This is a genomic window from Vibrio sp. TRT 29B02 (genome assembly GCF_050113655.1).
Classification (GTDB): Bacteria; Pseudomonadota; Gammaproteobacteria; order Enterobacterales; family Vibrionaceae; genus Vibrio.
Window position 1 is genome coordinate 53041 of sequence record NZ_JBNJOJ010000012.1, and the last position, 24824, is coordinate 77864.

Annotated in this window: 21 protein-coding genes; 6 read left to right on the plus strand and 15 right to left on the minus strand. The window is 45.9% G+C overall.

Going from position 1 to position 24824, the window contains the following annotated elements; translation table 11 throughout:
• Window positions 1-36: 36 nt before the first annotated feature.
• The 4 genes from ACQEXT_RS09430 to ACQEXT_RS09445 all read right to left on the minus strand — a co-directional run bounded on the left by ACQEXT_RS09430 (window position 37) and on the right by ACQEXT_RS09445 (window position 5630).
• Window positions 37-1659, minus strand: a complete 1623-nt coding sequence (locus tag ACQEXT_RS09430) for a dihydroxyacetone kinase subunit DhaK (protein WP_426951763.1) — start codon at window positions 1657-1659, stop codon at window positions 37-39.
• Between the two features lie 103 nt (window positions 1660-1762).
• Window positions 1763-3769 carry an alpha-glucosidase gene (locus tag ACQEXT_RS09435; protein WP_426951765.1) on the minus strand — a complete coding sequence of 669 codons (2007 nt, stop codon included), beginning with the start codon at window positions 3767-3769 and terminating at the stop codon, window positions 1763-1765.
• A gap of 210 nt (window positions 3770-3979) precedes the next feature.
• Complete coding sequence (gene dctP / locus ACQEXT_RS09440; protein WP_426951767.1) at window positions 3980-5029, minus strand: TRAP transporter substrate-binding protein DctP; 1050 nt, start codon at window positions 5027-5029, stop codon at window positions 3980-3982.
• Between the two features lie 91 nt (window positions 5030-5120).
• Window positions 5121-5630 carry a YgjV family protein gene (locus ACQEXT_RS09445; protein ID WP_426951769.1) on the minus strand — a complete coding sequence of 170 codons (510 nt, stop codon included), beginning with the start codon at window positions 5628-5630 and terminating at the stop codon, window positions 5121-5123.
• A 207-nt stretch (window positions 5631-5837) separates the two neighbouring features.
• Between ACQEXT_RS09445 and ACQEXT_RS09450 the strand changes: the two genes are divergently transcribed.
• Together ACQEXT_RS09450 and ACQEXT_RS09455 are read left to right on the plus strand one after the other, a co-directional pair.
• The gene (locus ACQEXT_RS09450) at window positions 5838-6728 is read left to right on the plus strand and encodes a LysR family transcriptional regulator (protein ID WP_426951770.1); all 891 of its coding nucleotides are present in this window, start codon (window positions 5838-5840) and stop codon (window positions 6726-6728) included.
• Between the two features lie 134 nt (window positions 6729-6862).
• The gene (locus ACQEXT_RS09455) at window positions 6863-7645 is read left to right on the plus strand and encodes an HAD-IIB family hydrolase (protein ID WP_426951772.1); all 783 of its coding nucleotides are present in this window, start codon (window positions 6863-6865) and stop codon (window positions 7643-7645) included.
• 22 nt (window positions 7646-7667) lie between these two features.
• Here the strand turns inward: ACQEXT_RS09455 and ACQEXT_RS09460 are convergent, their stop codons facing one another.
• Window positions 7668-7862, minus strand: coding sequence for a hypothetical protein (locus ACQEXT_RS09460; RefSeq protein ID WP_426951773.1), 195 nt, complete (start codon window positions 7860-7862; stop codon window positions 7668-7670).
• Between the two features lie 154 nt (window positions 7863-8016).
• Between ACQEXT_RS09460 and ACQEXT_RS09465 the strand changes: the two genes are divergently transcribed.
• Together ACQEXT_RS09465 and ACQEXT_RS09470 are read left to right on the plus strand one after the other, a co-directional pair.
• Window positions 8017-8190 (plus strand): hypothetical protein, encoded by a 174-nt coding sequence (locus tag ACQEXT_RS09465; RefSeq protein WP_171052174.1) that lies wholly within the window; start codon window positions 8017-8019, stop codon window positions 8188-8190.
• A gap of 132 nt (window positions 8191-8322) precedes the next feature.
• Window positions 8323-9852: a phospholipase D family protein gene (locus ACQEXT_RS09470; RefSeq protein ID WP_426951774.1), complete on the plus strand. Its 1530-nt coding sequence runs from the start codon at window positions 8323-8325 to the stop codon at window positions 9850-9852.
• A gap of 65 nt (window positions 9853-9917) precedes the next feature.
• Here the strand turns inward: ACQEXT_RS09470 and phnE (ACQEXT_RS09475) are convergent, their stop codons facing one another.
• The 7 genes from phnE (ACQEXT_RS09475) to ACQEXT_RS09505 form a co-directional block, all read right to left on the minus strand.
• Window positions 9918-10721: a phosphonate ABC transporter, permease protein PhnE gene (gene phnE / locus ACQEXT_RS09475; RefSeq protein WP_138971264.1), complete on the minus strand. Its 804-nt coding sequence runs from the start codon at window positions 10719-10721 to the stop codon at window positions 9918-9920.
• Window positions 10721-11527, minus strand: coding sequence for a phosphonate ABC transporter, permease protein PhnE (phnE, locus tag ACQEXT_RS09480; RefSeq protein ID WP_426951775.1), 807 nt, complete (start codon window positions 11525-11527; stop codon window positions 10721-10723). The genes phnE (ACQEXT_RS09475) and phnE (ACQEXT_RS09480) overlap by 1 nt, the downstream gene beginning before the upstream one ends.
• Complete coding sequence (gene phnC, locus ACQEXT_RS09485; RefSeq protein ID WP_138971266.1) at window positions 11515-12285, minus strand: phosphonate ABC transporter ATP-binding protein; 771 nt, start codon at window positions 12283-12285, stop codon at window positions 11515-11517. The genes phnE (ACQEXT_RS09480) and phnC overlap by 13 nt, the downstream gene beginning before the upstream one ends.
• A gap of 96 nt (window positions 12286-12381) precedes the next feature.
• The gene (gene phnD, locus ACQEXT_RS09490) at window positions 12382-13422 is read right to left on the minus strand and encodes a phosphate/phosphite/phosphonate ABC transporter substrate-binding protein (RefSeq protein WP_269375362.1); all 1041 of its coding nucleotides are present in this window, start codon (window positions 13420-13422) and stop codon (window positions 12382-12384) included.
• Window positions 13423-13661: 239 nt separating this feature from the next.
• The gene (locus tag ACQEXT_RS09495) at window positions 13662-14873 is read right to left on the minus strand and encodes a glycerophosphodiester phosphodiesterase family protein (protein WP_426951776.1); all 1212 of its coding nucleotides are present in this window, start codon (window positions 14871-14873) and stop codon (window positions 13662-13664) included.
• Window positions 14874-15088: 215 nt separating this feature from the next.
• A complete protein-coding gene (locus ACQEXT_RS09500) occupies window positions 15089-16441 on the minus strand; it encodes a sigma-54-dependent transcriptional regulator (protein ID WP_138971269.1) in 1353 nt (450 codons plus the stop codon).
• The gene (locus ACQEXT_RS09505) at window positions 16438-18384 is read right to left on the minus strand and encodes an ATP-binding protein (protein WP_426951820.1); all 1947 of its coding nucleotides are present in this window, start codon (window positions 18382-18384) and stop codon (window positions 16438-16440) included. Before ACQEXT_RS09505 ends, ACQEXT_RS09500 begins: the two co-directional genes overlap by 4 nt.
• Window positions 18385-18773: 389 nt before the next feature.
• On the opposite strand from ACQEXT_RS09505, the gene ACQEXT_RS09510 reads away from it, so the two are divergent.
• The gene (locus ACQEXT_RS09510; protein WP_426951777.1) at window positions 18774-20366 is read left to right on the plus strand and encodes a bacteriohemerythrin; all 1593 of its coding nucleotides are present in this window, start codon (window positions 18774-18776) and stop codon (window positions 20364-20366) included.
• Between the two features lie 84 nt (window positions 20367-20450).
• Here the strand turns inward: ACQEXT_RS09510 and ACQEXT_RS09515 are convergent, their stop codons facing one another.
• From ACQEXT_RS09515 to ACQEXT_RS09525, 3 genes are read right to left on the minus strand one after another with little or no spacing between them, the layout of a single operon-like run.
• Window positions 20451-21281 carry a hypothetical protein gene (locus ACQEXT_RS09515; protein WP_331428118.1) on the minus strand — a complete coding sequence of 277 codons (831 nt, stop codon included), beginning with the start codon at window positions 21279-21281 and terminating at the stop codon, window positions 20451-20453.
• Window positions 21281-22150: an ABC transporter ATP-binding protein gene (locus tag ACQEXT_RS09520; RefSeq protein ID WP_426951778.1), complete on the minus strand. Its 870-nt coding sequence runs from the start codon at window positions 22148-22150 to the stop codon at window positions 21281-21283. Before ACQEXT_RS09520 ends, ACQEXT_RS09515 begins: the two co-directional genes overlap by 1 nt.
• Complete coding sequence (locus tag ACQEXT_RS09525; protein ID WP_138971274.1) at window positions 22147-22518, minus strand: GntR family transcriptional regulator; 372 nt, start codon at window positions 22516-22518, stop codon at window positions 22147-22149. The genes ACQEXT_RS09520 and ACQEXT_RS09525 overlap by 4 nt, the downstream gene beginning before the upstream one ends.
• A gap of 249 nt (window positions 22519-22767) precedes the next feature.
• On the opposite strand from ACQEXT_RS09525, the gene ACQEXT_RS09530 reads away from it, so the two are divergent.
• Window positions 22768-24762 carry a U32 family peptidase gene (locus ACQEXT_RS09530; RefSeq protein WP_426951780.1) on the plus strand — a complete coding sequence of 665 codons (1995 nt, stop codon included), beginning with the start codon at window positions 22768-22770 and terminating at the stop codon, window positions 24760-24762.
• Window positions 24763-24824 lie beyond the last annotated feature (62 nt).

Consider the following 24824-nt stretch of genomic DNA (forward strand, 5'->3'; position numbering starts at 1 on the left):
GAATTGGATCGCCACATGAACGATCCATTGAATGGGTTAAAACTGGTTGAATACGGTTTCTACTGCGAATGCACCCGGGTCTTTAGTGCCTGATAAGCTTGAGCTGTTGAGATAGGAAGAACGACCTGCTTTCGCACTGGTCATGCTTACGGTTGACTCTGCACCTTTCCTTGCTGCGGCAATGGCAGCAACAAATCCTTCTTCAATCCATGCTTCTAAAGCAGGGTGAAGTGCATCAATCATTGTGCGGTCACCTGGTTTAGCGCCACCGTAAGCCATCATCTGGGCTAAACCTGCTTGCAATGATTTCGGCAATGAACCATTGAGTTCAAATTCACGACCTGCTGCAGTAAACATGATTGAAAGCAGCACACCCGATGAGCCGCCCATCACCGACGTCAGGCAGTCCGCAATCGCCGTCATAAGCTTTGCTTTGTCTTGAAGAGGAAGCTGCTGAGCGTCAAGCTGAGCCAGTACTTTACGCGCACCAGCAGCAAATGTTGAGCCAGTATCACCATCACCAACAATCGAATCGAGGTGATTGAGGTCAGCTTCAATATTAATGATCGACTGACATACCTTAGATAGTACCAGAGCAGTCTCTTGGTCATGAGATGGAATAAAATCATTCTTAGCAATTTGGTTTTCGCACTTCGTGACCGGTACTTCACGGCGAGCCACGCACCCCGGCCAAGCGGCTGTTTCCACTTCAGCCGTTAACGCTTTGCTGATCTCTTCGTTGAGCTGGATTGTTGAAATCGAAAAGCCTTTCATATCAATGGCCGTCATCAAAGCACCACTAACAATATATTTGGCTTGCTGACCAAGCTCAGACTCCATCACTTCTTTGGCCACAATATTCATTTCAATTGGGGAAAGTCCGCCTAAGTTGTTTAGCAAGATTGCGTTCTCGGACGTAGGTTTCGCACATACCAGCTTTGAAACCATCGTTGAAACAAGCTGTTTCGCTTTAGGAAGGTCAATGGTTTCAATGCCCGCTTCGCCGTGAATACCCAAACCCAATTCTGCTTTGCCTTGAGCAATACGATCATTGCTTTCTCCAGGCAATGAACAACTGGTCAGCGCCACACCGATTGAAGCTGTTTTTTCATGCGCATCAATCGCAGCTTGCTTAACCTGTTCTAACGATGCACCTTGCTGTGCAACATAGCCTGCCACTTTCTGTACAAACAAGGTACCAGCAATACCGCGCGGCTGTGGGTTACCCGGAATTGAGATATCATCACCAACCACAATAAGATCGACTTTGCGCCCCATCTCTTTGGCTTTTTCTACAGCCAAACCAAAGTTCAGACGGTCACCGGTATAGTTTTTGATGATCACCAGACAACCTTTGTCGCCTGTTACATGCAGAATGGCGTTTAGCACCGCATCAACACTTGGTGCAGCAAACAGGTCACCGCATACCGCAGCTGTAAGCATACCTTTGCCAACAAACCCCGCGTGAGCTGGCTCGTGACCTGAACCCCCTCCACAAATCAGTGCAACTTTATCTCTGTTCCAGTCACTACGGGCAACCACTTTGATGTCGTTGTCGAAGTCTAAGAAAGTCAGGTTTTCATGAGTGCTGGTGTAGAGTGTTCCCTCAATAGAGTCCATTACAAACGACTCTTTATTATTTAGGATTAGATCAGACATAATTGTTCCAGATTTTGTTCAAACGAATTTGGCTAGTACCTCCATGTCTGGAGGCACTAAGTTACTGTTTTAATATTGGCTTCTTGTTGTACTAACGACTTAGCTAGATGTTTTTAATTTCAGCTAACAACAATGCATCTTGTGATTGTTTGCGGTAGAACACAGGAGGTTGGCCGATTGGTGCATTAACCTTGATCCAGCCTCCAGTAAAGGTTTCACCACTCCATACGTGTACCCACTCATCTTCAGGCAGATAAAGTTCTTTCACTGTTTCACCCTGGTTGTATACCGGAGCTACCATCAGGTCACGGCCAAACAGGTACTGGTATTGAATTTGGTATGCTTGTGAGTCCTGCTCGTAATGCATAAACAGCGGACGCTGAACTGGCATACCTTTATTAGCGTTCTCTTCAACCGCAGCTTTAATGTAAGGCTTAAGGTGCTTGTAGATTTTAGTCATACGAGCAAGGTGAGCCATTGTCTCTGAATCGGTATCAAACTGATGGTTATCGGCAGGACGGTTACCTTCATGGCTACGCATGATTGGCGTAAATGCAGCCATTTCCGCCCAGCGCTGGAACAACTCTTTTGAACGTTTATTGCCGTGCAGAGTCGTGTAACCACCGATGTCACTATGACTGATGCCGTTACCCATTAAGCCTGCAGAGAGTGCTGCCGGGATCACCGACGCCAGACCATCATCTTTTTCCCAAATTACCGACTGGTCACCAGCCCAAAGTGCGTGACAGTAGCCTTGCATACCCGTCGCGCCAGCACGCATAAAGAACAGAATATCGTCAGTCTTACCTGCCTCTGCTATCGCTTCGTGCTGCACTTTGGCCCAGCGGTAAGGCCATTTATTGTGTTCAATTTCCGCGCTAACACCGTTGTGAAGTGAACAGTCTGTTGGCAAGTACTCACCAAAGTCGCCCATCCAGCCATCAAGACCGAAATCAATCATGTTGGCTCGAATTACACCTTTGTACCATTCACACGCCTCAGGATTAGTGAAGTCGACCACACCACAATAGAACTCACCAAAATCGACCACGTACTTCGAACCATCTTCTTTTGTCGCCAAATAGCCCTTTTCGACAGCTTCTTCATACAGTGGGAAGTCTTCCAGAACGTATGGGTTGATATAGCCCAAGAAGCGAACACCGTCTTCCTTCATTTGGTGGATCTTGCTATCCAGATCAGGGTAAAGATCCGCATTCCACTGCCAGTCCCACTGAAGACGTTTACCAAATGAAGTCATCTTGATGCCTTGCCAGTCCTGGCACCATGCACCTGCCACTTCAATCCCAGCTTCGCGGGCAGCTGCAACCTTATCTAGCGTAATGTCTGTCCCACCCTGGATACCAAGGATGACACCATTGTAGACCCAATCAGGTAGAGCTGGTTGACGACCAAACACATCAGTGATGTTGGTCATTAGTGCAGGGAACGACTCTTCGGCGTCAAACAGTAGGTAGTCAGGGATATTCCAACATTGAAGTTCATGATACTCAGCGTGGGAGAAATCGAAATCAGCGTAAGCCGTTGTTTGTAGATGGCAGAAGTACTTCTTGTCAGAGACGAAAGTTGGCTGCGGGTAGTTAGTGGTGTAGTAGTCACCACCGGCCTTATCTTTCACGTCCGCTTGCCAGGTAGTGTAAGTACTTTTGTTTCGACCTACCCCTGGCTCTGAGCTCCATAGCGGGAAGTTTTTTCCGCGCAGATTGAGGTAGCTTAATTGCTCACCACAACCAAAGACGGCTTCATTCTCTGTTGCAGCAACCCGAACCCAGAAGCGATTGTATTTGTCTTCAAGGGCGTTAAATTCCGCTTTTAATCGTGTTTGTTCTGTTTCAAACAGGCGCACTTCTAACGCCGCATCACCATCGACAAAAAAAGTCACCACGATGTGATCTGATTTTTCTTTAATCGAGAACTTCTTAAGCGCTAAACGCTCAGAGACATAATCAGAGATATCAAAGTTACCACGATACATATCGAAGGTACCTTGACCGATCCCCAGATATAGCGCCGGGCTCATTTCAGAGTGTTCAAATACAGTTCTGTTTTTATGACGAATAGTAAAACCGGTAGAGGTTTGGGCAAGTTTCATTAATGCGGCTTCCAAAATTTAGACAAAGGGACACCAACCACATCGGCGATGTGAGTCATATTACTGGTAAAATCACGATTAACTGTGTTGAGGAGTGTATTGCTAAGCGATGTTTAACGAGCTTTTGTTACTCAACATTAAGTCATAACACCAAGGCGATTGGTTTGGGCGCACATCAGGCGACTGCGCCCTGTTATTTATGTATCTCGGTTAGTTAAACTGGATATCGTATTCAGCTTGAATTTGTGCTTCACAGGTTTTAATTTCGCTTTCAAAACGCTCTAGCCATTTCTTACCATCAGCACCGGTTGTCTCCAGGAATGAAGCCTTAACTGGTTCAGACGCAAGTTTAAAGGCCTCTTTCTCAGCAACCGTCGGGTTGTAGACTACACCGTCAGCTTTTTTAAACTCTTCGTACGCTGAATACTCTTTGTGTTTAGGGTAAGAGCGTAGGTACTGGTTCTGAGCAGCAATACCGTCAACAATTACCTGTTTCAGATCATCTGGGAACGACTTGAATTTATTGTCGTTGAACACCCAAGCTCCGCCCATATAGCCATGACCATCCAAGATCATGTAGTGTAAGCTCTCGTGGAATTTATTCATCACGATGTCAACGATACCGTTCTTAGTACCATCTACCATACCTGTTGATAGCGCCGTGTATACTTCAGGCCATGCGATCGGTGTTGGCGCGCCGCCAAGCTCTTTCACAAGCTCTTGCTGAACTTTTGCCGGAACGGTACGCAACTTAAGACCTTTCACGTCTTCTGGGCTCTTAACCTGTTTGCTGGTTGTTGCAATGTTACGCCAACCACCTGAGTTCGAAACCGCCATCAAACGAACGTTCGGCGCTTTTTTAAGCAGCTCACCTCGAACATCGCCGATAAACTTCTCGTTATCATAGACACATTCCGCGACTCGGTCGTTTGGTAGCAGGTATGGCAGGTCAAATGCGCCTACTGGTTGCCAGAAGTTACCTAGCTCAGGAATGGTGGTCTGGAAGTAGTCAAACATGCCTGCCTGTACACCAGCCATACACTCTTTAGCATTTGAACAGAGCTGGCCCGATGGATAGATATCTACTTGGATCTGACCGTTAGAACGAGACTCAACGAAGTTCTTGAATACCAATAAAGATTGGTGGTTGTATCCGTCAGTCGTTGTCACGTGAGGTACAGTTAGCTTGTAATCAGCCGCGTTCGCAACTCCGGTAGCAAGTAGTGATGCAGTGGCAAGGCCCAGTAGTGTTTTGTTCATATTGTTTCCTTTCACGTTAATGGATGCGACCCTTGTAGTTAGTGTTATTAGTAATAAGAGTCTTAGTTTTAATATTGACCCCAGTAGGGATTTAATTGGTTTGAATACTTAATTTCTGTTGTTTGTTTAACCTGAATATCGTGATGCACAACATGGTGGAGTTAAATAGGTCATTGATGAGACCACCATATGAACCAACCACAATCGCATTCACCATCCAGATTAAGGTGCAGACAAGGAATGCAATTCGCATTCGCATACCTTGCGCGCAGAATAGGGCGTAACAACTGATCATCGAGGCAACTGCCGGGAGCAAATCACGCGGCTCAGAGTAGAAGTAGATACTCATTGCAATCTGGGCAATCAGAAACACGAAAAAGACTTTGATACCCTTGTATCTCACAGAAACGAGAGCGCGGAATGAATTCACAAACAGGTTAAGTCCTGCGACAACGGCGCCAAGTAAGGTGAAGTGTACTGAGAAGGTAAGACATGAAAGACAAATGAGCGCACGCATATGATTATCATTAACCGTTGATGCCGCCATCAGGTTGAAACCTAATGCCACAAATCCCAGCGATTGAATCAAAGTTTCATTCATCAATGTCATTCCTAGTCGCTAAAAAAAGAAGTCCGACAATTATTTGAGTTGTCTCGCTTATTCTGGTCGTTCACACCTTTATAATTCGATAGTAATCAGATAATTATAAATGTCGGACTAACTTTGTTCCCTTACACGCTATTGACTATAAAAGAGCGATTCGATTAGTTATAATGAAAGAAATTCAACTTTTAATTCCAAATCGGAATGGATATAGATTTACTTCGCACTTTTTGCCAGCTCGCTGAGGACAAGAATTTCCGTGTCGCCTCGGAACACCTTTATATCACTCAGTCTGCGCTGACTAAGAAGGTCAAGCGTCTCGAAGAACAGCTCAATGTTGTATTATTTGATCGCGGTCGACATGGGGCTGAATTAAGCCCGATGGGTAAGATTTTGCTGCCCGAAGCAAAACGGGTTTTGAAAGGATTTGAGTCGTTTAAGACATTATCGGCATTTGTTGCAGAAGGTACTTCTGGGCATCTAAATATCGGCTTTGGTATCTCCTCGTTTCACGAAGCCCCCAATTACATCGCTCGCTTCAAGCAGGTGCATCCTAATGTGCATGTCAGCCTAAACGACTACCCTTCTCACATTTTGGTCGAAGAGATGACGCTTGGGAACTTGCAGCTAGGTTTTGACCGACTTCCTGTTGAGCCTCCGTTAACAGCAATCCCACTCTTCTCTGACCGGCTGGCGATTGCAATCCATGAGAAAGAGCTGATAGACGAAGATAATTTATGGGCCTCTCTTAGCCATCACAGCTATCTGGCGCTGAGTCGAGGGAAAAACCCAACGATGAATAAACACATCACCTCCTACTTGTGGGAAGCCCAGCAAAGACCGGCAGTAGTTGAAGAAGCAGACGATATCATCACCTTACTGGCTCTGGTATCTGCTCGGTTGGGTTACACTATTATCCCAGCCAGTGTTGCCAGAATTAGCCAGCCGCAAATTCGCTTTATACCGCTCTCTGGCGAACATGCTGAATGGTCAGTTGGGTTGCTATGGAATCCTGAAGTTAGCGATCCGGCAACACAGTCATTCGTTAATAAAGTAAAACAAAGTACTGATAGCATCGACCAGCCCAACGAGTAGGTACGCCAACAAGTTGAAAAAGTCTCTTAATCAAAACCTAAGCGACTTTTTCTTGTCAGCCCCGTCTACCTCACTGATTTCGCGGTTGAGAATCGATACACTGGTGCGATTGCTCAACTAAAATAAGAACTTTAATGGATAACGCTCTTTCAACGGAATGGAAGTCAGTCGAATGGGTACTGACAGACGTCGACGACACGCTTACCTGGCAAGGCAAACTGCCACCTGAAACGCTCATTGCACTCCAGTCTCTTCAACAAAAGGGAATCAAGGTCGTGGCAGTGACTGGCGCCTGTGCTGGATGGTGTGACCATATCGCACAACTTTGGCCTGTCGATGCTGTCTTGGGGGAAAACGGTGCATTTACGTTGGCAAAAGGCAGAAAAGGGGTTTCTCTGTCCAATTCAGTACCGCTTGGCACCATGCGACAACGACAAGCAGAACTTAAAGCTCAGGTGGAACAGATCCTTGTTGACTACCCCGACGTAAACCTTACGCTGGATCAAGCCTACCGTTTATGCGAAGTGGCCATCGATATCGGTCAGAATAGGCAACCGCTAGACAGTCGGATTGTAGAAGAGATCGTCGCCAAAATTCATCGTTTAGGCGCTCACGCGACAGCCAGTTCAATCCACATCAACGCTTGGTATGGTGAGCATTCAAAGCGCAATACTGCGTTTCACTTCTTAAAGAAACACGGGCTATCTGAACTGGATATTTTAAGTACATGCTGCTACGTCGGTGATTCACTTAACGATCAGCAGATGTTTGAAACGCTCCCACTCACGGTCGGGGTAAAGAATATAGAACATTATTGGGATAAGCTAAGCCATAAACCTTCAAGGGTAATGACGAAACCTGGTGGCTTTGGATTTGCCGAATTTGCTCAACAGTTGCTTGAACTAAAAGTACGGTAGCACCGCTGGCCTCCAGATCTAGTTAGTGTTTCTCGTCCAAAATAGTCAGTCGTTGGTCTTTGAGATTGGTATACAGGTGCGCCTGATTTCGTTCGATAAGAACCATAGCAAGTAACGGGTTAAGCGCGCGAATTTCCCCTTTCACATACGGTACCGGAATATCCCAAGCGTTGTTCTGGTACATCCCTTCTTCATCGAATTGAACAAGAAACTTCATGTTTACCTCCACTACTCACGCGAGCACTTCATTAATATTAGCTCTTAATTGATTGCTTTGTTAATAATAAAGTGTGAACCACTCACGTCGCTGATGCTGGTGCTGGTGCTTGGCTATACTTTTAGTATCAAATCAGAGCAAGGAGTATCACACCATGGACTTCACAGAGAAACTCCGCTTACGAGGCAAAGCAGAAGAGGATATCTACTTCGCTAAACTTGACTTAGAGCTCATCAAAGCGATGCACGAGAGAGAAGCGGTAGAAAAAAATAGAGAACAGAGTGAGGCTGAGTGCGAACTCATCTCTAATGCAACCACCAATAAGTAGCGATTGGGTGTCTAGGCACTACAAGCTCCAACGGCTTAGGGCTTAACTCATCATTAACCGTGTATTGTAGTAGCAGCCAAGTACACTATCGTTAATAATCAGAGATATCTCAACCCTATCAAGGAATCATTAATGCTACCCCTTAAGCGGATAACCACCAGCTTAGTTCTCACCACGTTGCTCGCCGGTTGTGGCACTCTTCCAGAGCAGATAGAGCATCAACCACAAGTGACATCAACACCTAGTAGCAGTCAGTTATCCCTGTTAAGCGAAGCATATGCCACTAACCAAGCAACGAAAACCAGCGCAGTGACGTTGCAAGAGAGTGGTTGGCAAGCCTTGAGTCAACGACTTGCTCTTATCGAGAGTGCACAGCACAGCATCGATATTCAATACTACATCTGGAACTCGGATCGCTCTGGGAAGTATCTCGCCAGTCGAGTTGTCGCGGCAGCAAACCGTGGTGTTAGAGTCAGGGTGATGCTCGATGATATCAACCTCAACGAACGTGAAGCACTTCTCAGTGCGCTTAACGCTCATCCCAATATCGAGATTCGTGTCTTTAACCCCATCCCTACGCGACGAGGGGTCACAAAGTGGCTCAACGTACTGGGCGATTTTTCCCGTTTGAATAGACGCATGCACAACAAGTCGTTTACCGTCGATGGGGCTGTATCTATTGTTGGTGGTCGCAACATTGGGGATGAATATTTCGACCTTGCCAACGATATCAACTTCCGTGATCGTGACGCGATGGTAATGGGTACTGTAGTTGGTGACATTGAAACCAGCTTCAATCAATATTGGAACAGTCGCTGGTCTTACCCAGTGGATCTACTCAATAATGAAGCAATCGCCGATCTTAGTCTGATCGATGATATTGCCGTACCACACTACACAAACTACCCTGCTTTGCCACAAGGGCAATCTAACGCGCTCACTTTCTTAGGCAACATCATGGCCAGTATGGATTGGGTTGAAGCCAGTTATATTGCTGATCAGCCAGTTCCCGATGACGTCAGTAACACTAACCAACCCAAAACAACGGCGCAATATCTCTCGGCACTCGCCCAGCAATCTAAGCAGAAGATCGTTCTCGAATCCGCATACCTGATCTTTGACGACCAACAGCTAGCAGCGATGCAAGTACTGACTCGTGGTGGTGTCGAGATTAAAGCCTTAACCAATTCTATGGCGTCTAATGATCTGATCACTAACCATTCTGGTTACGCTGGTCGACGCGAAGATATGCTCGAACACGGCATTAAACTGTATGAATTGAAGCCCAACGCCGAGGTGTGTGAGATTTCAACCAAAGATGCCAACAAGTGTGCGCCTGCCATCGGTTATGGCCTTCACTCAAAATCTGCGGTGTTTGACGATCGTGTTGCCACGGTTGGCTCGTTTAACTTTAACCTTAGATCGACTTACCTAAATACTGAGTCACTGCTGGTGATAGAAGACCTTGATGTCGCACAGCGCCTTGCTGACAACATTTTGCAGGCGATGGATCAGGAGAATAGCTGGAGATTAGAATTACAAAACGGTGACGTGATGTGGTCTTCCGGTTCTCAAATCTATGATCATGAGCCAGAGACAGGGCGATGGCAGCGATTTGAGTCTTACTTTCTCCAACTGCTGCCCATAGAGAAGTATTTGTAGCTTAAAAGAAAAGGCAGGTATTCCCTGCCTTTTGAATACAACACCTAGCCATTTGATGTTGTTGTTTAAATCAGTTTCTTACGTACGTGGACAACTAGCGCTTCAGCCAGTACAACGACCGCAAAAATGCTCACCAGAATCATCGATACTTTCTGCCATTCAAACAGATTCTGCGCATCATTTAGCACCACGCCAATACCACCTGCACCTACCAATCCCAGAACCGCCGATTCACGGACGTTGATATCCCAACGAAACAGTACGATTGAGAAGAATGCTGGCATAACCTGAGGCCAATAACCTTTGAACAAGATGCTTCCCCATGACGCACCGGTTGCTTTCAGCGCTTCAATGGTGCCCATGTTGACTTCTGCAATCGCTTCCGCCAACAGTTTACCAACAAAGCCTACGCTACGAACCGCAATCGCCATGATTCCAGCCAGCACACCTGGACCAAACAGGGCAATAAACAGCAATGCCCAAACCAATGAGTTCACCGAGCGAGATGAAACCAAGAAGAACTGAGCAATCCAGTTAAGCGTCTTATTTGGGGTGATATTTGGCGCATTAAGCAAGGCTAATGGAATCGCCAGAACTAACGTAAATAGCGTCCCTAACGTGGCGATATGCAGCGTTTCAACCATCGCATCATGAATCGTTTCAGGATAGAAGCCGTAGTCCATCGGAACCATACGACTAAACATATCGGCAAACTGAGCAGGCGCGTCGTACAAGAATTCTGGTATCACTTCAACCGTCTGCCATGACCATACGATTGCAGAAACAAAGCAGAGGTAAGCAGCAAATCTTGCGATACGCTCACTAAAGGTGAAACGTTGCCATTCTCTATCAATAGAAGCGGTCGTCATTAGAAGATTCTCCTTACAACATTAGATAAGAACTCACCAACAAGGATTAGCGCGATAATAGTGATAAGAATCGCAGCAACAAAGTCATAATCAAAACGCTGGAATGCAGAGAAAAGCGTGCCACCTAAGCCACCAGCGCCAACAATACCGACCATGGTCGAGTTACGTAGGTTTGAGTCCAACTGATAGCTGGCAAAACCGATAAAGCGAGTGAATACCTGTGGCATAACCGCGAACAGAATGACACTAATAAAACTTGCGCCTGTCGCTCGAATCGCTTCAACTTGCTTAAACGAGATCTCCTCAATCGCCTCAGCAAACAGCTTGGCAATAAAACCAATCGAAGCAAAAACCAGAGTTAAAATACCCGCCAGTGCACCAAAACCGACGGCCTTAACAAACAAGATGGCGATGATGACCGGGTGGAAAGAGCGGCACAGAGCAATAAAGCCACGAACTGGTGTTGAGACAATATTTGGCATCATGTTTCGCGCCGCAAGCAGACCAAGAAACAATGAGATAACGATGCCGAAAAAGCTCGAAATAATCGCGATTTGTAAACTCTCAGCCAAACCACTCAAGAGCAGATTTGAGCGTGAGAAATCAGGCGGAAACATGCGACTAAGTAAACGCTCACTTTCCCCTAAGCCGACCATAAATCGATCCCAGGTTAAATTGAGCGTCGAGATACTATAAAAAAGATAGCCAATCACAGCTACGACACCCAAGCGGCTCGCCCACGATGCCTTAAACGGATTTTCAATCGCCTCTACCGCTGTTTTGGTCGATGAGCTTAATCCAGCCATGACTCACCTCCATAGATAATTTTTAGGTCATCTTCGCTGATGCCTTCAGGGCGGCCGTCATAATGCACTTTACCATTGCACATACCGATAATACGTTTCGCAAAACGTTTAGCGAGGTTAACGTCATGAATATTGACCAACACAGGGATCTGCTTCTCCTGGGCGAAGGTTTCCATTAGTTCCATGATTTCTACCGCGGTTTTAGGGTCAAGCGAGGAGGTCGGCTCATCCGCCAGCAATATGTACGGGTCTTGCATCACGGCACGGGCGATACCAACACGCTGACGCTGACCACCAGACAAGCTATCTGCACGCTGATTGGCGAAATCTTGCAAGCCAACAAACTCTAATAATTCGAAGGCTTTTTTGAGATCTTCTTTCGAGTAGTTACGACGCCATGCGTTCCAAGAAGACATGTAACCAAGACGACCACACAAGACGTTCTCAATCACAGTCAAACGCTCAACTAGGTTGTACTCCTGAAAAACCATACCGATATGACGACGCTGCTTACGTAGTGCCTGCCCACTCAGTTTTGTCAGATCCTCGCCTTCAAACAGAATCTCGCCACTGGTTGGATCGTTAAGGCGGTTAATACAACGAAGCAAGGTACTCTTACCTGTACCTGACGGGCCGATGATGGCAATGATACCCGGTTGGTCGATATTGATGTCGATACCTTTAAGGATTGGCTTGCCTGCCACGTATTGATGAAAAAGGTTATTGATCTTTATTCCGTCATAGCTCGCTACGGCCATACTACTATTCCTTGTTTTCTTATGGGTGTACGGTGCCCTGTGCCCTACACACGAGGACACCGTACATTTATTTAGAATGATGGGTTTGTTAAAGGATTATTGCGTCTTAGCTTGCTTTGCTAACTCTTCCGCTTTCTTCTTAGCTCGCTTAGCTGCATCTTTTTCAGCCAGTTTTTTCAGACCGGCTTTGGTGTAAGCGGTACCTGTCGCGTGGGCAATATCACGGATAACTGACCAATCTTCTTGGTAAGTAATTGGTGAGAAACGGTCAGCGCCTTTAAACGCATCGCTCATCTCTTTGGTAAAGCGGTAGCTGAAGAAGGCTTCGTTGATCTTCTCTACAAGCTCTGGTTTCAGGTTGTATGCGTAGCCAAATGCAGAAGTTGGGAAACGTGGGCTACGGTAGATAATTTTTAGCTCAGAGGCATCAACACGGCCAGCTGCAACCATACGGTCATACACATCTGAAGCAACTGGGGCAGCATCGTAGTCACCGTTGTAAACACCTAGGATAGATTGGTCATGCTTACCAGAGTAAAGCACTTTGTAATCTTGATCCGGTACGAGGCCTTGAGCTGGGAATAGAGCGCGCGGAGCAAGGTTACCAGAGTTGGAAGACGCTGACGTATGCGCGACTTTCTTACCTTTCAGATCCGCCATTTCATTGATGCCACTGTCTTTACGGACGATGGTAATTAGGTTGTAACCTTGGAAACCTGACTCATCACCTTTAACAGCGATCGGTACGTAACCCGCAAGGTTAACAGCGTAGCCCGTTGGACCCGTTGAGAAACCAGCAACATGAAGACGACCTGAACGCATCGCCTCAACCTGAGCTGAGTTAGAGTGAACGGTGTAATAGATGACTTTTTTACCGGTAATTTTGCTTAGGTGCGCCTGAAAATCTGCAAATGCATCCTTGTACAGAGCAGGGTCCTCAACGGGAGTGTAGGTAAATACGAGTGTACTTGGATCAATCCACTCACTCGCATCTTTGGGCGCGTCAGCCACTAAGTCTTTATTTTCATCACAGTATCTATCATCCAGTACCCCACGATAAGTACACTCACTTGCCATCGCCATTGATGGCAGCAGCAAAGAACCAGCGATTAACAATCCTTTTACACTGTTTTTCATATTAGAACCTTACATTCACGTTATTGTTGATGTTCACCTCTCCTATAGCAGGGGTTATGCCAACTATTTTAATTTTAAATATCAATAACTTAACATGACACCAATTTAACCATTTTTAGTTTGGGTCATTTGTGTCCAATTAATTTTAAGATGTTTGGGTCATTTCTGTCCCAGCCAAATCGAAGCGAAAAAAAAGGGTCATTTGACCCTTTTTTTTAACGGTAGATAGCAACGAAAACTTAGATATCCATACAGTTCGCGTAATAGGTCACCGTCGATGGCCAGTCACTAAATACACCAAGCACACCGACGTCCTTCGCTAAGACATCGAGTACTTTCATCATATCGCCATCACGCTTGATCTGGTCTGTGACGGATTGATAGTACCAGCCACCGCCTTGCGCCAACGGACCTGAACGCTCTAGTGTCCAAGCAATGATGTCGAGATCCGCTTGCTTCGCTAGCTTGGCATAGTCAGACTGGACAATATTGTTATTCTCATCAAGTTGAATCAAGGCATACAAAGGCGGAGCAATAATTTGAACACCTTGATCAGAGAGCTCTTTCATGTTTTCCAACGAAGCAGCAAAACCCTCTTTTTCGTACATACGGTCATCAAGGTAGACAGCTTGCTTACCAAACTTAGCCTCATTTTTGATCCAGTATTTAACATCATCAAGATTGAATGACTGAACATAAGCTTCGTCAGGAGAGAAGCCCGCTTGTTTAAGCTCATCGATCAACTTCTGAGCATACATTTCCTGACTAAAGCCTTGGAAAGGCATCTTCACGGCAGCTGACTTCAATTCAGGAGTCACCTTAACACCATATTTTTTAAACAGTGCAGCACTCTCGGCATGGGTCATCAAAGTCCCTGTTTGCGAATAGAGGTCTGTACGCCAGCCTGGAGTCCCGTTCATGTACTCTTCAACCGTTGTCGCTTTTGGATTCGCCCCATCCATTTTGCCTTTAAGAGTCTTAAACTCCGCTAACGTGAAATCTGACGTACGACATTCTACCTGTGCATCTTCACCTGTGGCTGGATTAGCAGGTTTAAATGGTACCGTACACTTCTTAGCAAGTTCAGGATGAGCAAGTACATCGGTTGTAGTATGCAAATCACTTTGCGAGTGACGACAGACCAACTGTTTATCTTTGGTAAAGGTCACATCACACTCTAACACCCCAGCACCCATTGCGATCGCAGCCAAGTAAGACTCTTTGGTGTGCTCTGGAAACTGCATTGCTGCTCCACGGTGGCCGATAGAGAAGTCGCTACGATAAAATGGGCCGGTCTGACAGCTTTCCAACTTAGTTTTCAGAGGTCCCTCTTCCATATCACTGACGAGGTATAGCGGGCGTGGCCCAACCTGCGCTGGCTCGTTTGCAGCCATCGCCATTGAGCTAACACCTAGCAATAGGGCGATACTACTGGTTAAGATTTGCTTCATCTGTTGATTCTCCTTGCAGCAAATAGTTGTTTGTTATTTATGGTGTTCCGGACTGGGAAAAGTCTCCGTCGTAACATACGACTAACTCCCTGACTTCTAACCAGAACGACCATCCATTTTGCACGCAGCGTGCCAAAAACTTTTCGCTTGCAATTCAATCAGATAAGTATAACGTTTTTATTAAGCTTCTATGATGGGTCAATTATGTCTTGTCCCTAAATCTGGCGACTTGCTTTAAAACTCTCTTTGTCCAGTTGGTGTTTTTTCATCTTACGATAAAGGGTTTTTCTTGGCAGATTTAAGCGCAATGACACCTCGTTGATGTTGCCCGCCATTTCAATCAACGCTTCGGTAAGAACGTTACGCTCGTACTGTTCCATCTGCTGCTCAAACGCAAAGCCATCACTACTCAAGGTTGAAGGCGCTTGAAGATCAAAACCTTCGCCAACGATCCCAAGCACAAAACGGTCAGCCACATTTCTTAACTCTCGCACATTGCCTGGCCAATCATGTCGACACAGTTGTTGGATTTGTTCGGCGTAAAGTGTCGATGCGCGAGTCTTATATTTTTGACTGGCCTGAACGACAAAATGACGAAACAAGGACTGAATATCTTCCTTACGCTGACGAAGAGGTGGGAGATTCAGACTGGCAATATTGAGTCGATAAAACAGATCCGCTCTAAACTCACCACGCTGACTCAGCTCCGCCAAATCCGCCTTGCTTGCCGCCACAATCGTGATATCGACCGGAATCAATGTATTGCCGCCAACCCGCTCAATCACCCGCTCCTGAATGACACGCAATAACTTAATTTGCACTGAGATTGGCATGCTTTCAATTTCATCTAAAAACAGTGTGCCACCATGCGCCTGCTCGATTTTACCAATCCGCTTTTTGTTGGCGCTAGTAAACGAGCCCGCCTCATGACCAAATAGTTCGCTCTCTATGATGCTTTCGGTCATGCCGCCACAGTTAATTGCAACAAAGGGCTTTTCTCGTCGTGCTGAATAGCGGTGAAGCGCTCGTGCAATAACCTCTTTCCCCGTGCCAGTTTCACCATTGATAATGGTATCGACACCCGTACGCGCCAATGCGAGAACTTGCGTCCTAATCATCTCCATCTGGCTAGAAACACCAATAATCACGTTTTCAATCGGTTGCTCCGCCGTGGTGTTTTGAGCTATGGGAGCATTGTGAATATGTGTGGCGGCAAGGTTGAGCTTTTCAATCAGTTCATCACTTTGGAGTGGTTTTTCAATAAAATCGAACGCGCCGAGTTTGATCGCTTCGATGGCCATCGGAATATCCCCATGACCACTCATTAGGATGACTTCGCAATGTGGCGAGCGACTCTGAATCGCTTCTAACATCGATAATCCATCTAACTGAGGCATTCGAACATCGCACAGAACCACCTGTCGACTATCAGGCGAGAGTGATTTCAGACCACTTTTAGGGTCGGTAAATCCAGTGACGGTGAAACCTTCAAGTTCGAGCATTTCGCCCACGGCTTCTACAACATCCAGCTCGTCATCAATCAGGGTGATACGCTTATCCATCGTCATGCTTTTTCGCCTTGTTTAAGATGTACTACAAACTCACTGCCAAACTCAGGCTGAGAGTGCACCCGTATCGAACCACCAAAATCCTTGATGATATTAAAGGCGATAGACAGACCTAAACCTAGGCCCTTGCCAACCTCTTTACGGGTATAAAATGGGTCAAAAATATGCGGAATATCGTCTTCGATAATGCCTTTACCATTGTCTTTGACCGCTATGGTCACGTTATTATCAACGCGTGCCACCGATACTAAGATCAGTGGCTCTGATTTGTTTTCTACCGCATCAATGGCGTTACTGATCAGGTTGACCAACACCTGCTCTAAGCGAATCGGATTCGCCCGTACGATCTCATCAGAAGCAAGGTCACAATCGAGCACTATCGGTACCTGATGGTTGGTAAACAGTTCAATCGCATCATTGACAACCGGCATGACTTCAACCGATGAGATTTTTCCATCACTTTTGCGAGAGAAAGCTTTGAGGTGATGCGTCAACGCCGCCACTTTACCGAGGAGCTGTTCGATTTTTTGCAGGTTGTGGGTCGCTTTATCACTTCTCTGCTGCTCTAACCATTTCTGAGCGCTGCGAGTATGGCTGCTTATGGCCGTCAGTGGTTGATTGATCTCATGAGTAATCCCCACGCTTAACTGGCCTAATGCGGCGAGTTTTCCTGCCTGAATCAGTTCATCTTGAGTCACTCGCAGTTTCTCTTCCGCCACGCGGCGCTCTTCCACTTCTGCTTCGAGCTTTTGATTGGTTTTCTTCACTACTTTAGCTGTCGCCTGAAACACCTGAAGGGACTTCGCCATTTGGGTAATTTCATCATGACCTTTTAGCTCAATTTTTGTATCCAAATGGCCGGTTGAAATAGCGAACATGTCATCACGCAAATTGAGCAAACGTTCCAAAATATTCTTACGAACGTAGAACCAAGAAATACCCGCAGCAGCGATTAGGCTAAACAGTGACAAAGCCAGAGAAAAGGTACGGTTAGAGGCCAGCGAGCGTTGGACATGAGCGATAGAGGAATCAATCTCTAAATTCACATTCGCGGTATTTCGTTCTATCTGAACCGATAGCTGATGAAGATACTTACGACTGTTTTCCAGTAAAAATTCTTGCTGATAATGATGTTCTAGCGCCTGATTCTTTAGCTGAACCAGACGACTTGAACGAGACGCGAGAGTATAGATAACCGATAGTTTTTCATCCAGCGCAGGTAAAGAACTCGCTAAGCCACTTGCCAACCACAGACTAAACCAATCTTGACCCAACTGCTCGAGCCGATAAGTGGTGTAATCCAACTCATTAAAGCTGCCATCGTTATAAAGTTTTTCTACCAAACCCAACTGATAAAACAACAATGCTTTCAGCTGACTGTATTGAAGACGGGATTTTTGCTGTTGAGGAAGGCTATCGAGTTCTTCACTCACCTGTTGAAGCAAGGGATAAAAACCTTCGAGCAAATGGCGTAACTCTTTATTGAGTTCACGAGACTCTTCACCACTTTGATACAGTAGGCTAAGGCTGTTGCTCACTTGCATGATGAGATCTTTAAAGTAAGCGTAGTACTCAGGAAAATGTGCCAGTACCCGCCCCATTTCATTGATGCTCTCTTCGACACGTTGCATCGCTTTGCGTCGTTCAAGATTTGAGTCCGCGGCCACCAGTTGCGAAGAGTCGGTGATCACAAGTCTCACCATATCATTCAACCGAGCCGCTTGCTCCAAAGCTGGTATCTCTTTCTCTTTTAGGTCAACCAACGCTAACTCAAGCCTGTCATAGGTGGTCGAACTGAACAGCGCCAGCAATAGAGTTGTCATCGATAGCATGGCTAACGCGAGGCCAAGCCGCACTTCGATACCGCGCCACTTGAAACTGCCACGACGTGATCGCGGTGTGTCCAATTCGACAACAGAGACGTCAAGATCTCGATCAACCATCTGATTCACTGAGCTATTCCCACTTCATAAGTTTAGAGTCAGCGTTAGAGCCCGCCGCTCAAATTAACAATCCATATAAAACATCACTACATTTTATTAATAAAGTAATGATTACCAGATTTGTGGAATAGGCAGTGAGAAATTCTATCAATCAGGTTTTTCCTAATTGGAAAACGCTTTTTTCTGCGCGTTTCGACACAGTCCCCCCTCTACAGGGGTGCAATCCAGAGCGATAACCACTCGGTCACTCTTTCGATTTAAGCCACCTTTACCTTCTAACTACGCTTGCTTAGTGACACTAAAATAATTTGCATATTTAGTATGGGGAATCCCAATCTTTCGCCTAAATTTAATGGAGTGATCAACGGTAATCTATAAGAGGCGAAGGTATGTTTAAATCGCTAGCATCCAAATTGAGCCAATTAACCCCAGTACAGTGGTCTATCACAATGACCCTTTTGATTCTTCCGCTGGCTGGATATCTGTTCTTTCTCCAGCAGTGGGGTTGGTTACTGCTAGTGGTGCTTTACCATGTCATTGTTTTAAACATTATCCGTTCAATGGGTGGCATGTTGCAGCAAATCAGTCAGGCAGCACGCCATCTTTCAGAAGGGGATCTTACCGTTAGAGTTGCTAGCGATGATGATCTCACCGCGCCACTCCTACGCACCTTTAACCGGATAGGTGAAGACATCTCTCGCACCGTTCACGCATTGCGTAAGTCAACCGCTCGTTTGGTCAGCGTCGCGGATACCGTGCAAAAAGACTCTGGGATCTCTAAAGCAGGGGCTGTTGGTCAAAAGAGTGATGTCGATACCGCCCGACAGATCATCGAACAGCTCTCTGAAATCACACACAATGTATCAAGCTATTGCGAGTCAACAGCGTCACTCGCTAATGAAGCAAAAACAAAAGCGGATCAAGGCACCAAAGATATGATTGCCTTGGAGACGGCTCTCGATAACGCCAACCAGCACATAGACAACTCAAACGAACACTTTCAGTCCCTGATGCACGAAACGGCACAAATCAGTCAGGTAATGGAAACCATCAGTAGCATCGCTGAACAAACGAATCTACTCGCCTTAAATGCCGCAATAGAAAGTGCCCGTGCAGGTGAACAGGGCCGTGGCTTTGCCGTGGTTGCCGATGAAGTGCGTTCTTTAGCAATGAGAACCCAACAAGCGACCGAAGAAATAAGACAAAAAATCAACAACTTGCAAGCCAAAACTGACGATGTTTTGCAGACCATGAAGGAAAACAAATCCAGCATGGAACGCTCACTGGCTATCGCATCTGCGGCAGAACACACGTTTAAAGAACTCAACCTACAAATCGATGATGTACGTGAATATGGACAACATATCGCGCACTCTTCCGATGAACAGACGAAAAAAACTCAAGATCTTGAGCAGTGCTTGCAACTTATCGCCAACGAGTCAGACAACAATGTCCGAGCGACACAGGAAACCTTACTCGCCAGCATTACCGTAAGAAACCTATCTGGTGAGATTGACTCCCTGCTACACCGTTTTGCAACTGACCAACGACAGATAGACGCAGAGGAAGCTAAGCGAGATAAGTTGATGGAATGGAGCAGTCAGCTGGACATTGGTCTCGAAGAGATCAACCGCCAGCATCAAGCCTTACTGCATTTGATTAATGAGCTATACCACTTACTAAAACATAACTACGGGTTAAGTTCTATCAAACGAGTCGTACAAGGTCTGATTGATTACACGGCCAATCATTTTAAATACGAAGAGGTACTGTTCGATCAAATCGACTACTCACAAACCAAAGAACACATCGAAAAGCACAACCAACTGGTTGCTCAAGTGCTCGATTTCCAAAAGCGAGTCGAACGTGGGGATGACATTGGTGATGAACTGATGAGCTTCTTAAAGAACTGGCTCAGCCAGCACATTATGCGTGAAGATAAAGCCTACGTGGACAGCTTTAAAAAGAACAATTTCAACTGACTCGCCCACGGCTCATATGCGCAATAGCCTGTTTCAACAAATAAAAAGGTAGCCTTTCAGCTACCTTTTTACTTTCAATCCCTATTAATCGATGGTTCGACTGAGCCTCAAACTCGCCAGCAATCCTAACACGCCTAGGCTAAAGAATACCGCTAAGTTCAGTGTGCCAGCGTTAGCAAATGCGATCATAGGGTTAGATTCAACCAACACATCTAGCGGCAAGTTTGTGATGGCATCAATAAATTGGCTGACAAGATCCGTGGCAAACAAGTTGCTCGCCAACAGCTTAATCACATACAGAGCGATCAGCATAATCAACAGCGGTGAATTGACCTTTTGCGAAATTGCCATCGCTATGGTGGCAAAAGGCAACAGCGCTAAGCCAACCAGCCACATACGGCCAATAAACTCTAGCCAATGACTTCCAACGTAAAACAACGATTCACCAGTAAAGAACAGAGGGAATTGCTCAGACATCACTAGGTTGATAATCCACATCAAAAAGTCCGCTGCAATAACCAACATAGAGCAAATGACAGGAACCACCAGCAGGCCGAACGCCAACTTCACTGCGTGCATGTTTAAATCGGTGACCGGCATACTGCGCCAGAACATCACACTGCCCTCCTGACGCTCCTTACGCAACGTTTTAGGAAAATAGAGACAGGTAAGCAGTATTGAGAGCAATCCACTAACAACCAAAACTAAGTGACTGAGCTGTTTCCCAAGTTCGAAACCCGACTCAAAACCATCATTCTGATAGGTCAATTCATAGGTAACATTGCTCTGGATAGTCGAGTTCATCAATAAACTCAACAACAGCACCACGCCACAGATCAGCAAAGCAACAGGGATACGGGTAATGACCTTATGCTCCAACCACTCTTTTTCTAGCATATAAACATTCGCGTTCATTACACCGCCTCCTTTTGCAACGCTAAAAATAGATCGGCCAGTTTTACATTGTAAATCCGGTCAACATCTTGCAAGCGCTCAGCTTGTTCTGAACGCAGTAGCCAACGTGTAGAGCCTAAACCTCGTTCGCTTGAAAGCGGATTCAACGACTCGATTTGTTCATTCTGATCGTGATTCGTTTCAACAACTACGAATCCTTGGGCAACTTCTTCCATCGACGCCTGCAACACCACTTCACCACGCTTTAGAATCAACACATCTGTAAGAAGGTGTTCAATTTCAGACACTTCATGACTGGCAATAATCAGCGCGCGCTCGCCATCATGGAACCACTCTAGCAAGTGGCGGTAAAAAGTATCGCGATAAACAAGATCCAAACCGAGAGTTGGTTCATCCAAAATCAACACTTTGGTGTCCGTCGAAATGACGATCGCCAGATGCAACTGGACTTTCATCCCTTTCGACAACGCTTTGATTTTGCTATTTGGTCTAATATCCGTCTTAGCGATCACTTGCTGAGCTTTGGCTAAATCAAAACTCGGATGAACACCGGCGGTATAACGAAGCAGTTGTTCCACCGTCATCCACTCAGGCAACACATTAACATCTGATATGTAGGATAAATGCTGCATCACATTGGCACGCTGCGCCACCGGTTCAAATCCAAGAACCTCGATATCACCACGATATTGATGTGCACCAAGTAAACTTTTGATCAAAGTGGACTTGCCGGCACCATTATGACCAAGCAGGCCTAAGACCTGACCAGGTTTCAACTCAAAGCTAATATTTTTTATGGCTTCGTTTTGTCCTTTCACACGACCTGAGTATTCTTTGCTTACCTGTCGAGCACTAATTAATACACTCATTGTTTACCCTCAACGTGCACCGTTAACCGTTCAATAAATTCATTCAGTGGAATATCTAGCTGTGTTAGTTTTGCTGCGATTGAAGGAATTTGTTGTTCAATAAAATCATGTTTCTGAACTGCTTTTAGACGTGCTATTGCACCCACCGCAACAAACATCCCTTGACCACGCTTTTTCTCAACTAGGCCTTCATCCACGAGTAATTGATAGCCTTTCATCACGGTTATGTGGTTGATCTTAAGATCACTCGCCACAGCCCGCACTGATGGCAAAGCCTGCCCTTCCAACCAAACTCCCTGCAAAATCTGCTCGGTAATTCGATCGGATAGCTGACGAAAGATAGGCTGTGTTTCGTTCCACTCAGTCATGAATTCTGCCTTATCATTTACGCTTTAGTGATATACATAGGTATAACACTAAAGCAATTCTAATAAATTGCAACAGAAAAGAGGTCTCACTCACGCAACTCGGTCTCTATAGATTCATTCATCCTCAAAACTCGCGAAAGCCACCATTTGTTTTTGACCCAGATTAATAAAAGGTTAACTAGTACCGCAGCAGGAGTCTGAAACCCGTAGAATGCGTGCTCATTTTCGATTTTATCTAAGAGGCGAGTAGTGATACGCGATCAATTTGAGTTGTTGGCCCCAGGGGGAGATATTGACTCTATTAAAGCTGCGATTGCCGCTGGAGCGGATGCGATATACTGTGGGCTTGATCGATTCAACGCTCGCAACCGAGCGACCAATCTAACATTGGCCAACTTAAACGGAGTGCTTCGCCTCGCACATCAGCACAACTGCAAAATCTTCCTGACGCTCAACGTGTTAATTCTTGAGAGCGAAATTCCAGCAATCGTGCGCTTACTCAGCCAACTCAACACCACCAGCATTGATGGCGTCATTGTTCAGGATCTTGGCCTTGGCTACATCTTAAAACATCATTTTCCTGATCTGGATGTTCATGCCTCGACCCAATTGAATACCCATAACGAAGGACAGATCCTATTTCTCAACCAACTAACGGCAAGTCGCGTCAATCTTTCACGCGAACTCAATATCAATGAGATCAGTCATTTGGCTCAGTTTGGTCGTCAGCATAATGTGATGATGGAAGTGTTTGTCCACGGTTCCTATTGCATCGGGTTTTCTGGTATTTGCTACATCAGTTCTGCACGTAACGGAGCATCGGGTAACCGTGGCCGCTGTAGCCAACCATGCCGAGAACAATATCAGCCAACTAACACAGGGCATCACTACCCGCTCAACATGAAAGACAACTCGGCCTTTGGCGATCTTGAAGCCTTAGCAGCAGCCGGTGTGTATTCGCTTAAAGTCGAAGGACGGATCAAAAAATCCCATTATGTTTATACGGTCGTCGACAACTGGCGTCAGCAAATCGATCGCCTGTGTGATGGTGTGGAGCTTTCAAGTGACACGAGAGAACTTTACACCGTGTTCAACCGAGACTTTTCCAATGCTTTCTTGCAAGGAGATTTCGGTAAATCGATGTATATCGATAATCCACGCGATCACGCTGTAAAACATTTCTCTAAAATTTATCAATGTAAGACCGTAGAAGAAGTCCAGCAGGTTAAAAAAACACTGTACGATGATAAAACAGCCATCATAGAAAAAGTCGCAGCCGCCACTGAGAGCTTCAACATCGAACAAACTGACAATACTGGCAGTAGCCTAAAAGGAGCGGTAGATGTTCCCGTCTTACCACCCTTGGTTCAGGCTGAAGCACTGGCAGCATCGCCAAGGCTATCTGTTCTCATCTCTTCGAACGAAGAAGTCGCACTGTGTGACAACCCAGATATTGACGTGTACTACCAAATGCCGATGGGACTAGCCGCAGAACTCGATACAATGATCGAGCTGTTTCAGGCATATCCAAATCTTAAGCCTTGGTTCCCAGCGATTTTAATTGGTGATGATTACCAGGCAGCAGGAGCATTTTTGCAAGCCATCAAGCCGCAACTGTTGATCACCAATAACTCCGGCGTCGGTATGCTTGCCAAAACCCTAGAATTGCCTTGGGTAGCAGGGCCACAGATGAACACCGTCAACTCCTACTCCTTCAAGTGTTTACAGCAAGAGTTTGCCGCTAGCGGAGCCTTTATCTCTAACGAGCTGAATATGAAGCAGATGCGTCATATCAAACGACCTCACAACATGCGCAGCTATTACAGCATTTACCACCCAAACACTCTGCTGACCAGCCGCCAATGTCTGTTCCAGCAAACGGAAGGATGCCGCAAGATTAAGGTCAACAAAGGTTGCCTCAAGCGCTGTGAAAAACGCACATCCATCATCAACCTCAAAGACAACCCTTATGTGGTACAGAAGCACAGAGGTAGCCACAATTCGATTTACAGCGAGCACAATGTACTCAATCTTCAGGTGCTGACAGACTTACCACATCTTTTCACAGATGTACTGATCGATCTTCGAGATATTGAGACTGAAACTAGGGTGGCGACAAGTAAGCTCAATTTGGTCGGAAAATTTCTCAAACTATTAGACGATATAAGCGAACCACAGATCTCTGCGCTGACCGCAGCGATTCATCCAACCTCGAACGCTCAATATTTAAAAGGAATGCAATAGGAAATCGCACGATTCTCTATATTGGTAGGTGTCGAATAAGACTAAATGATAAAAGGGTGCTA